Below are 10396 nucleotides of genomic sequence, written 5' to 3'. Positions count from 1 at the left end.
GGGCGCACCGCCGGCTGCTGCTGCGTAACGGTGACCAGCTCGGCCCGAAGGCCCTGACCCGGCTTACGACCGTGTTCACCACCGACGACCCCACCAACGAGATCGGCGCGGCCTGGGCGTGCAAGGAGCTCCTGCGCCAGCTGCTCGCCGGGCACGGCCCGACCCGGTACAGCCGGCACGAGACCGCCCACCGGCGGACCCGGTTCCTCACCGCTTGCGTCACCGCGGACCTGCCCGAGGCGACCCGCCTGGCGGGCACGATCGAGCGGTGGTGGCCCGAGATCGAAGCCTTCCTGCAGCTCGGCGGCACGAACGCCCGGACCGAGGGCTACAACCGGGTGATCAAGCAGATCAAGCGGGTCGCGTGCGGTTTCAGGAACCAGAGCAACTACGAACGACGCAACATGTTGCACAGCGCGTCCCTCCGGGCCGCGTGAACCATCAGCAGTCAAGATCCATGAGCGCCACCCCGCTCAAGTGCGAAGAGCCCTCAATGCGACCCGGGTCGACCGACCTCGAGCAGAAGGCGCGCGTAAGGCGTCGGTGTGAACATGTGGTAAGCCCTATCTCCGCCGTTGGCGCACTTGTGACCCTTGCGATTCGAACCAGGGTCCGGCTCGGACGGTGACGTGCGGGGATCCGCAGTTACGTTGTGAGCGCCTTGAGTACCCGGTCGGCGATGGCGCGATGTCCGGCGTCATTCGGATGAAAACCGTCAGCTGGTCCTTGGAACGTCGGTGAGCCAGCGGCAGCGTGCAACGATGTTTTCGTGTAGAGGTCACGCAACCCCCGGTAAGCACCGCGAGCCCTGATGCATTCATCCTCGATAATCACGTCGTAACTGCCGCTGGTCTGCCACACCCCGAGGCAGACGAGCGCAGCGGCGGGCGACGTGAGGCGTATACGTTCTAGCAGTTTTGCATATTGAACCCGAAAATTGATTAATGACGTTCGAGCCCCAACGTCGTTAGTCCCGAGTTCAACCACGGCCAGATGCAGCCCGGAGGGCACGTCAGTGATCGATGCCACCGTCGTCAAACTGGCGCCGGCTCTTGAGGCTCCGATCGCCTCGACGTGTCCGCCGCTGTCTGTCAAAGCTCGGATGACCTCTGACTGAAACCCGTTCTCCTCCACGGAGGCGAAGTACGCGCCGGTGAGACTGTCCCCGACGAACAGGACGCGCATCGGCGCGTTATTCGGCCTCACCAGTCTGACGGTGTCCAGCTCAGCTGGCTGTGACGGCGCGGCCGCGACAGGCAGTGGCACGAGTGCTCGAACCGCCTGCTCTGGTGGCGAGGGCACATCTGATTTTTGCAACAGGCTGAACGCGATCAGTGCGACGACAGCCGCCAACGCAACGCTGAACATGTACTGCTCGCCATTTCGCCACGGGTGGCGCCTTTTCCAAATCATCACTTAGTGTGTCATACGGCAAGACCGGCGGTACGGTCGCCAATCACGGTGTGCTTTCGCGGGTGAACCTGCGTGAGGTGGTGCGTGGTCAGTAACAGGCAAACCGCGGGGTTCGCTGGGCAATGCGGTCAACGGGTCGGCCGCGTCCGCCTCGACCGATCGAACGAAGGTTTTGATGTTAGATCAACGAGAGGATGTCAACGGCCAAGCTCTGGTCCCCGCTGGTGGCCAGCGAAAGTGGCTCATCACAGTTGACGGTGTAGTTGGGGTCTGAAGCCGCCGTGTAGGCCGACGCGTCGGATGAGCACGATGGCGTCACGTTCGCTGACGACGCTTGGTGGGTGAAAGAGAACCCCGGCCGGTTGGAGCTCGGCGGGGTTCGTGGTCGTGCTGTCGTGTTGGTCGTCAGTCTGTCGTGACCTCCGTGACGGCGGCGCAGGCGGAGGCTTCGTCGACGATGCCCTTGTTGGTCGCGAATGCGGCGATGAGGGCTTGGATCGCGAGGTTGTTCACGGCGCGGGGCAGGCCGCGGCTGACTTGATGGATCCAGAACTCCTGACATAGGGGCCGGGTAGGTCTCGTAAATAGCATTCGCGCGCCGCAGCTCACGGTTGTCCCGCTCCAGCTGCTTGATCGTCTCTGCCTCCGTCGTGCTGGTACCGGGACGCGCGCCAGCGTCGATCTCGGCCTGAGTCACCCAGCCTCGGAGCGTCTCGGGGTTGATCCCCAACTGCTCACCGATCCGCACGCACGCGCTCGGGCGGCTAGCGGGGTCCTGGCGCGCATCGACCGTCATGCGGATCGCTCGCTCCCGAAACTCCTCAGGGTCCTTCCGTGGTGCTGCCATCGTTGATCCTCCGTGGCTTGATGGTCTCCATCAAACCCGGCACGAGACAAGGGACCAGGGCGCCGAGATGGCCGCACACCGGACCTTCACGATCGCGACCGGTATCCCGGTCTACTTCTGCGACCCGCACTCACCGTGGCAGCGCGGCTCGAATGAGAACACCAACGGGCTGCTCCGGCAGTACCTGCCCAAGGGCACCGACCTGTCGCGCGTCACCGCCACCGAGCTGGCCGCGATCGTGCAGAGCCTCAACGACCGGCCCCGCAAGACGCTGGACTACATGACACCATCGGAGAGGCTCGCGCAGGTCGTTGCGCTCACCACTTGAAGCCCGCCCATCCCAACTGAACGGTGTTGGGGCCAATTCACCGCTGGCGAACCAGCCCCAGTTCCCGCGACACGTGGCCGGGGAACACCTCGGTTGCTCTGCTGTTGCCTAGCCGACGGCGGACTACCTCGGCGAACACGTCACGTTGGTCGGTGGTGACGCGCAGATCGCCCTGTTCCAAGTCCTTGTCGGCAAGCCCGGGCCAACGTCCGTAGACCCGTCCCCCGCGCACCCCGCCGCCGAGCAGCAGCATGGCGTTCCCGAGTCCGTGATCAACGCCGCCGCTGGCGTTCTGGGCGACGCGCCGACCGAACTCCGACGCGGTTATGATCGTCGTGGTTCGAAACAATGGGCCGAGATCGCGGGCGAAGGCTGCTAAGGCTGCGCCAAATCGTGCCACCTGTTCAGCCATCGGCCCGCCGGAGGCTGACCCCATGCCGGTGTGGGTGTCCCAGCCGCCGGAGTCCACGCAAGCGACCTCCAAACCGACGTCGGCACGGGCCAGTTGGGCCACCTGACGTAGCGCCTGTCCCAGTTCACCCGCCGGGTAGTCCACACCCGGGCGCGGCGCATAGGCCCGCTGTTGGGTGGGCGCGAGGCACTTGAGGACGTCCATCGTCGCCAGTCCAGAGACACTAACCGTCCCGGCAACCCCGGTGTGCATCTGGCGCAGCGCGCGCTCGACCGCGGCCTGGTGGTTCTTGGGAACGCGGATCCGGACGGCGTCGACCGTCGGGAACGTGAGGTCGGGGGCTGGGCCCTGCAGTGACTGCGGGACCTGGCCTCCGATGGCGACGGCGGGAAAAGCGTGGGCGCGCTGGGGCCTCGTTGTCAGATGCCGATCGATCCACCCTGTCGAGACCGAGCTGCTGGCGTTCACGCCACGATCGAGAGCTTCGGTCGCGGTGAAGTGTGACCGGCTCCCGTCCTGGTCGCCGACCGCCTGGACGATTGCCAGACTCTGGGCCTGCCAGAACGGCAGGAGGGGAGCGAGCCGCGGGTGCAGGCCGAAGAATCGGTCGAGCGGAAGGGCTTCGCCCTTGCGCACGCCAATACCTGGTCGTGCCTTGGTGTAGGCGTGGTCAGCCAGTGGCGGCACCAGGCTCAAACCGTCGGCGCCACCGCGCAAGGTGACCACCACGAGCAGGTCGGTGGCGGGAGCTCCCGGTGCTGCGAATGCCATCGAGGCCCCGGCGAGCTCGAGCAATCCCGCCCCGGCCAGCGTGGCCGCCCCAGCCAAGAATCGCCGCCTGTTGACCGCAACCGTGGCACCGCAGCACGGCTCTTGGATGGTCATCGCACTGCCATGTCGGGGGAGCTCAACACTAACGCTGCGAGCGCTGGTACGAGCTTGAGAGCCTGAGCGCCGTAAAGTGGAGTGTTCGACCTGCAGTCGATCGCGAGCAGCAGCGGATCGCGGAGCCCGCGTCGTGGCGGTGCGCCGAGCAGCAGCACGGCAACCCGGTCGACGAGGGAGCCCCCGTCACGTGGCAGCGGTGTGCCCAGGAACGCCTCCGCGTCGAACTTCTGTAGACCGGGCACTTCACTGCGGACCAGGCGTTGGGCGACATTCCAGCGGGCAAGCAGGGTGCCCGTTGAGGCCCAAGCTCCGACGACATCCGGATAGCCGTCGGGCGGATGCCAGTCGAACGGCACGTGACCGAGTTCGTGCAGCACTGCGACGAGCGGGTTTGCGCCAGTCGGACTGTTCGCCAGGTCGTGGTGGAGACCAAGCCCGCGGATCGCTGCTGTCAGCCATTCGAGCGGCCGCCGACTCTTGCGGCCTGCGCTGGCGGCAAACGTCGGGTCCGCCACGATGTGGCGTACAACGGGGACAACGCCGGTTCCGGAGCGCAGGTAGACCCGCGCCGCACTGGAAACCAGACCGGTGGACGGAGTGTCGCTGACCAGGCGGCGTACGAGCTTCTCGGCGAGCCGGGTCGCGGTGGCCGGGTGAATAGCCAGGTAGGCCAGCAAGGAGTCACCGACCTGCATCCCGTCGGCCGGATCGTCGTTCTGGGCGCTCCAGCCCAGCACGCGGACCGGACCTACATGGTGCCATTCTGGCCGGTAGGTAAACACTCCGGTTGTGTCATCCACGCTGCGACCCGTGAGGACCAGGGCGGTATTCAGCACGTCCTGCTGGCTGAAACCAGACTCGACCCCGACGGTGTGCAGCTCAAGAAGCTCGCGGGCGTAGTTCTCATTGGGGTGGCCCTTCTGAGAGCTCGCCCCGTCGAGGTAACGCAGCATGGCGGGGCTCCGCGCACTCGCGATTAGGAGGTCGTTGAAGCGGCCTAGGGCGTGCGGGCGCACAACCTCGCGGTCGTCGACGAGTTTGAGCCCTCTCACCTGCGGCGCGTTCGCGTAGATAGACAGGTGGTTGCTCCAGAACTCCACGAGCAACTCGGCGACCTGCCGGTCTCCCCAGGCGGCGCGGGTGAAGGTTGCTGCCTGGAGGTCCTGCACCGGGTTGCGCTGGCCGGTCTCGTGGATCAGTAGCGCTGCGGGTAGCCCCAGCGTGAGGTAAGTCGCTGACACGAGATCCGAGGTGGCGTCCGACTTCTGTCCGAGCTGATCGTTCAGCCAGATCCGCGCGCCGACGCGCTGCACGTGCTCGATGAGCTCCGGCGTCGGTCCGTAGGTAAGGCGTCGCAGGAGGTGCAGAACGGAGCTGGGGTCTCGGCCGATCTCGGCTCCGGGGGTTGCGTCAGGAGCGGTGCTGGTCGCCTCGGCTCGCTTCCACGCAATGGTGCTGCCCGCTACAGCAGCCACGGTGAGCACGGCGCGTCTGGAAGGCAGCGTGGCGTCATGCTTCACAAACGGTGATGTGCTCGACATCTAAGTCCCCTCAAGAAGGAAAGGCTTTACGGCAACTGCTCGTCGGGTGCGTCCGGAGCGAAACGGCCGGTGCCCGGCTTCTGCTGGGCCACTCGAGCTTCCAGTCGTTCCAGTGCGTCTTGGATGTGCCCGAGAGCCGTGGACTGCTCGCGAGCCAGGACGTCCAAGCGCAACTGCATGCGGCCCAACGCGCCTAGCACGGCGGCCGACTGACCACGGGCGACCTCGGCATCGTCGTAGTCCGACGGCGCGAATTCTGGCGATTCGGGACTGCGAGGGCGAACCCGTCGAGCTGGCGCTAAGGGCTGCTGATCTCTCCCACCACGCTGTGGACCGGTCACGTGCTGTTCTCCTGCTTCTTCGGAACGCGCTTGCGAGGCTTGGCCGGAGCGGGGCGCTTCAGGCTGGCAGGTGTGGGCTTGGTCGGCCTTGGCTTGACGAGTGCGGGCTTGGTGGGTGCCGGCTCGGTGGGTGTGGGCACGGTGGGTGTGAGCTGGGTGGGCTCGGCCGCCACGACGGTCGCCTGGCGTTCGCGCCGGTCCGACTGCAGGACGCGGACCACCCGCTCGCGAAGGTCGCGGCCCCGCGCACCGGACCGGCTCAGCACGTCCTCCAAGACGCGGGCAAACTCCTGCGCCCGGAAATATTCGTGCTGCTCGTCCCTGACAGTGAGCTTCTCGGCCTCCCGCCGAAGCTGCTCGGTCAGCTGACCGACGGCTCGGTCAGAGCGCTCGATCAACCGCTGGATTCGGGCCTCGATTCGCAGGCCTTGACGCTCATCGTTCTGGCGTTGCTCCACACCGAGCTGGTCCAGGGCCCCCAGGAACTCGGTGGCCTCAGTGGACAGTTCCCTGGTGCTTTCCGTGATGATTGATGACAAGGCGTTCCCGGCAAACTCGATGCCCGCGAGCGTAGCGTCGGAGACAGCGATCATGCCTTGCTGAGCACGGGTCAGCCGGCGGTGAACCGTGGCGGCATTTCGGTCGAAGGATCCCTGGGCGACGGCAACTGCACTGCTGAGGCCGGCGGTGAGTTCCGTCGCTGCCAGTTCTACGCGCGCCGCCAGGAATTGGCTTGCCAGCTCGCTGCGGATCGTTACATCAGCTCCAGCAATCTCCAGCTGCGCTGCTCCTGCGGTGCACGCGGCCTGGGTGGTGACCGCCACTGCGTCCCCGGCGGACTCAAGCAGGTCTCGGGTCCGGGCGACGTGCTCCTCGAGCATCGAGAGCGCGACGCCGGCTCCGCGGGTGAACTGCGCTGATGCCTCAGTCATGCTGTCGACGGTGGCTTGGACGCTCGCTTCGAGGGCGTTGACTGCCGTCGAGGTCTGAATCAGGACCGCGGCCCCGACGGCGTCAATCTGCGCGATGATGCTGGTGCCGGAGGTCTCGATGGCTTGGGCGACCCGCATGGCCGTGGCGTCCAGTCGCAGCTCACTGGCTGCGGTGCTGGCCGCGAGTTGGCCGCCTATGCGCATGCCTTCGAGCTCGAGCTGCTCCCGGAGGCCGGCCGTGGATGTTGTTGCCGTCTCGAGGGCTGCGCGAGTGAGCTGTGCTTCGAGGGCAACTACCCGGGCGGCCACCTCCTCGGTGAGCGCGCCCGTGACCTGGCGGACCACCGTCGTACCTGTCTGACGGAGGTTGACCGCTGCCGATTCGAGGTCGGCGATCAAGACGCGAACCTCACGACTGGGCTCGACAGCGACCGTTGCCAACTGGGTGGCGTGACGCCGAACGGCCGCGGCCGCGGTGTGCAGCGAATGCAGCGTTTCCCCCTGACCGTCGGCCAGTTGCGCGGTCAGCGCCTCGACGAGGTGGCGCCCCTGAGCGCCTTGGTCGGACACGATCGACTCAAGAGAGCGCAGCAGGCGGGCCAACTGCTCCGGTGACTCTGCGTCGTGCGTCGTGATAGGCGCCAGTGCGGATTCTGGCGGTGGCTCTGGCTGCATGGCCTCGTTTCCGGGTTCGTCGCGATGCCAGCCACGATGCGGTGGCCCATGGTCTGCCGGCCCCACCTCACCACACCTGCCGCAGATTAAGGCAGACTGGGGCGATGGCGAGCGGTTATTGGGCGTACGGCCTGCTCGTGGCTGCGGTCCTGCTTCCCGCCCTGGGGGCATTGCTTCTCGTTGTCTCGATGTCGGGTCCGGTGCGTGCGGTGGTCGCCCGGTTGCGCGGTGCGGAGGACGACACCGTGGTCTGCCGTTGCGAAGCGTGCGGTAAGCGTTGGGGGGCCGGCGAGCGTCGGCTGAGCCTGATCGGGCTGGTGGTGCGCCATGCGGTCCGGCGGGCGGCGTCGCGGCTGGAGCGTACAACGCCGTATTGGGCCTTTCCCCAGGGGAAGGGTCGTTGCCCCAGCTGCCTGTCCCGTCGGGCCCGGGGCTCCGGCGAGGCTCCGCTGCCTTCGATCAGTGATCGTCCGCTCTGGCCAGCCCTTCTGGGCGCGGCCACGGTGGCGCTTGGTGTCGTGTTGCTGGGTGCGGCTGCGTTGGGTCCGGCCGGCACGAGTGTCTGAGGGCGTTGCTGGCACTGCTGTTCGTGCCACTATCTGACGTGGCTGCCATCTCGTTCACTGCCCGAAGGTGGGTAGTCAGGACAGCAATTCTCCTGTTGTTCGCGACGGTCATCGCGGTCTGGCTCGGCCTTTCCGGTTTGTCGGCGCAGCGCCACCTGCAGGCCGCCCGGGCTGCTCTGGACACGGCGCGACAGGCGCTGCTCGATGGTCGCCCGCAGGAAGCACGGGCCGCGGTCGTCCGGGCAGGAAAGGACACCGCCCGAGCTCGCGCACTGACCGACGACCCGGTGTGGAAGGCGACCGCGGCCCTGCCCTACGTCGGCGTGACGCTCAAGGCGGTGCGCGCTGTGGTCGCAGGTGCTGACGACCTGTCCCGGGTGGTGTTGCCCGGAGCTGTGGCGGCAGCCGAATCGCTGAGCCCACAGACCCTACGCCGAGCCGATGGCTCGTTTGATCTCGCCCGGATCAAGGCGGCAGCCCCGGAGGTCCACGCCAGCGCGTTGGCCGCGCAGGGCGTGCGGGACCGGCTCGGCCGGCCGGCCGGCCCCGTTGTGGGGGCCGTGGCCACGGCTCAGCGACAGCTGGCAGCCCAGGTCGATCAGGTGGTCGATCTCCTCGGGTCCGCCGACAGGACGCTCAAGCTGGCTCCCGCCTTGCTCGGGTCCGACCGCGCACGCCGCTATCTCGTGCTGGTGCAGCAAAGCGCCGAAAGTCGCGGTACTGGCGGTCTGATTGGTGGCTTCGCCGTCATTGAGGCAGAGGCCGGGCAGCTTCGGACGGTGGATCAGGGCAGCAACGCCGATCTGGAGAACGGTGCCGTCGCGGTACCCCCAGGCGTGCCGGCGTCCTACGTCGACCTCTACGGCGGTGACGGCGCCTTGGAGCTTTGGCAGAACGTCAATCTCAGCCCCGACCTGCCGACGGTCGCCAGGGTCGTCGAAGCGCTCTGGCAGGCGCAGGGGGGGAAGCCACTGGACGGGGTCATCGCGTTGGATTCGGTCGCGCTCGCGTCGATCTTGCGCGGGACCTCACCGCTGGTTGTCGGTGACCTCACCGTCGCGCCCGACCGGCTGGTCGAGTTCCTGGCCGTGGAGCAGTATCGAGGCGTCTCGGGCAATCGGGACAGGGGTGTGCGGAAGGATCTGCTGAGCGATTTCGCTGTCGCTGCGGCGGCGACCCTCAGCAGCCCAGGCAGCGACACCAGGGCGCTAGTGCGGGGATTGGCGGAGGCGGTCACTTCCGGGCATCTGCGGATGACGAGCCGGGACTCGTTGTTGCAACCAGGCCTACGTGCGGCCGAGGTCGACGGGGCGCTGCCCGGCGGCGCTGGGCCGCTGGCCTTCCCGGTAGTCAGCAACGCGACGGGCGGCAAGCTGGACTACTTCTTGGACCGGAGCGTTGTCTATCTCGCAGGGCCGTGTCAAGGCGTACGACGGCCCAGCTCGATCAGCGTTCGCCTGACCAACCAGGCGCCTGCCGAGGGTCTTCCGCCCTACATGACGGTCCGCAACGTCGATGGCGTGAGCACCGAGTCAACGGACTCCGGGGTGGTGCTCCGGGTCTACGGGACGCCAGGGTCCAGGTTGATCAGGGCGACGTTGGATGGCCGCCCTCTCACGATGGACGCGGTCGGCTCGGCTCCGTACTTGTCGTACGGAGTCGAAGCTGGCATTCCGCAGTGGTTTCTAACGTTGGATCTACCTCGCGGAAAGCCGCGGCAGCTTGTCCTGCAGCTCGCGGAGCCCACCGTGCCAGGCCAGGCCCGCATCCCGGTGCAACCGTTGAGCAGACCGCTTGGCGTGCGGGTCGCTGTACCGGCCTGCTGAGTTGTTCCGGAGAAAGGTCTAAGAGGCGCGGCGGCGGCTGGCGGCGATGGTCGCGCCCCCGACAGCCACCAGAACGACGCCTAAGGCGCCCACGATGGCCGCATCGGTGCCAGTCCGCGGAAGTGTGACCCCAAAGATCGGGCCACGGCTCCCCGCGTCGCCGGTGGTACCACCCAACCCGGAACCGCCACCTGGAGCAACGACCCCGGGCGCCACAACGGTGATTGCCGTGCCCAGACTGAGCGGCGCCCCGTCGACACCGGTGCCGCTGGCGACCAACCGGTGCGCGCCGGGCGCCGTGCCGACGGGGATGGTGATGAGTGTCTGGAAGAAGGTGAATCGGTCAACGTTGGCCTTCCCCAAGACCACAGGCTTGGAGTACAACGTGATGGTGACGGACGTCCCTGGGGCGTATCCCTCGCCGTGGAAGCGGAACCCCTGGCCGACCTCGACCGTGGTCTCCGACGCTCCAACTCCTGCGCTCGCGCACTGGCCAGGGGGATAGCGCGCATCGCGGGGCTGGTCACAGTTGGTTCCGGGCCCCCCGGTGTGCCCGGCCGCGTGATGGGCCGAGGCCGTCCCTTGAATGCCTACAACCAGAAGGCTACTGAAGCCAAGGATGATGGC

9 protein-coding genes and 2 pseudogenes are annotated in these 10396 nt (G+C 67.1%); 4 read left to right on the top strand and 7 right to left on the bottom strand.

Annotated features, from left to right (window positions below; genetic code table 11):
- On the top strand, positions 1-437 hold a 437-nt coding region (locus H7290_RS19020; protein WP_290515593.1), incomplete at its 5' end, for a transposase.
- Between the two features lie 208 nt (positions 438-645).
- Here the strand turns inward: H7290_RS19020 and H7290_RS19015 are convergent.
- Together H7290_RS19015 and H7290_RS21415 are read right to left on the bottom strand one after the other, a co-directional pair.
- A complete protein-coding gene (locus H7290_RS19015) occupies positions 646-1368 on the bottom strand; it encodes an SGNH/GDSL hydrolase family protein (protein WP_290515592.1) in 723 nt (240 codons plus the stop codon).
- A gap of 643 nt (positions 1369-2011) precedes the next feature.
- Positions 2012-2260: pseudogene (locus H7290_RS21415) on the bottom strand (transposase); the annotation flags it as partial.
- A 52-nt stretch (positions 2261-2312) separates the two neighbouring features.
- Here H7290_RS21415 and H7290_RS19010 point away from each other — a divergent pair.
- A pseudogene (locus tag H7290_RS19010) lies at positions 2313-2588 on the top strand (IS30 family transposase); the annotation flags it as partial.
- A gap of 37 nt (positions 2589-2625) precedes the next feature.
- Here H7290_RS19010 and H7290_RS19005 read toward each other — a convergent pair.
- The 4 genes from H7290_RS19005 to H7290_RS18990 all read right to left on the bottom strand — a co-directional run bounded on the left by H7290_RS19005 (position 2626) and on the right by H7290_RS18990 (position 7272).
- Positions 2626-3885 (bottom strand): DUF1501 domain-containing protein, encoded by a 1260-nt coding sequence (locus H7290_RS19005; protein ID WP_290515591.1) that lies wholly within the window; start codon positions 3883-3885, stop codon positions 2626-2628.
- On the bottom strand, positions 3882-5429 hold the full coding sequence (locus H7290_RS19000; protein WP_290515590.1) for a DUF1800 domain-containing protein: 1548 nt from the start codon (positions 5427-5429) through the stop codon (positions 3882-3884). Before H7290_RS19000 ends, H7290_RS19005 begins: the two co-directional genes overlap by 4 nt.
- A 26-nt stretch (positions 5430-5455) precedes the next feature.
- Positions 5456-5608, bottom strand: coding sequence for a hypothetical protein (locus tag H7290_RS18995; RefSeq protein ID WP_290515589.1), 153 nt, complete (start codon positions 5606-5608; stop codon positions 5456-5458).
- Positions 5609-5766: 158 nt separating this feature from the next.
- Positions 5767-7272 carry a hypothetical protein gene (locus tag H7290_RS18990; protein WP_290515588.1) on the bottom strand — a complete coding sequence of 502 codons (1506 nt, stop codon included), beginning with the start codon at positions 7270-7272 and terminating at the stop codon, positions 5767-5769.
- A gap of 209 nt (positions 7273-7481) precedes the next feature.
- Between H7290_RS18990 and H7290_RS18985 the strand changes: the two genes are divergently transcribed.
- The gene (locus H7290_RS18985) at positions 7482-7943 is read left to right on the top strand and encodes a hypothetical protein (protein WP_290515587.1); all 462 of its coding nucleotides are present in this window, start codon (positions 7482-7484) and stop codon (positions 7941-7943) included.
- Between the two features lie 38 nt (positions 7944-7981).
- Complete coding sequence (locus tag H7290_RS18980) at positions 7982-9769, top strand: DUF4012 domain-containing protein (protein WP_290515586.1); 1788 nt, start codon at positions 7982-7984, stop codon at positions 9767-9769.
- An 18-nt stretch (positions 9770-9787) separates the two neighbouring features.
- Here the strand turns inward: H7290_RS18980 and H7290_RS18975 are convergent.
- On the bottom strand, positions 9788-10396 hold a 609-nt coding region (locus tag H7290_RS18975), incomplete at its 5' end, for an LPXTG cell wall anchor domain-containing protein (RefSeq protein ID WP_290515585.1).

The organism is Aeromicrobium sp., from assembly GCF_014378035.1.
Lineage (GTDB): Bacteria > Actinomycetota > Actinomycetes > Propionibacteriales > Nocardioidaceae > Aeromicrobium.
Note: the sequence above shows the minus strand (reverse complement) of the source record. Positions and strands in the feature narration are given on the sequence as shown.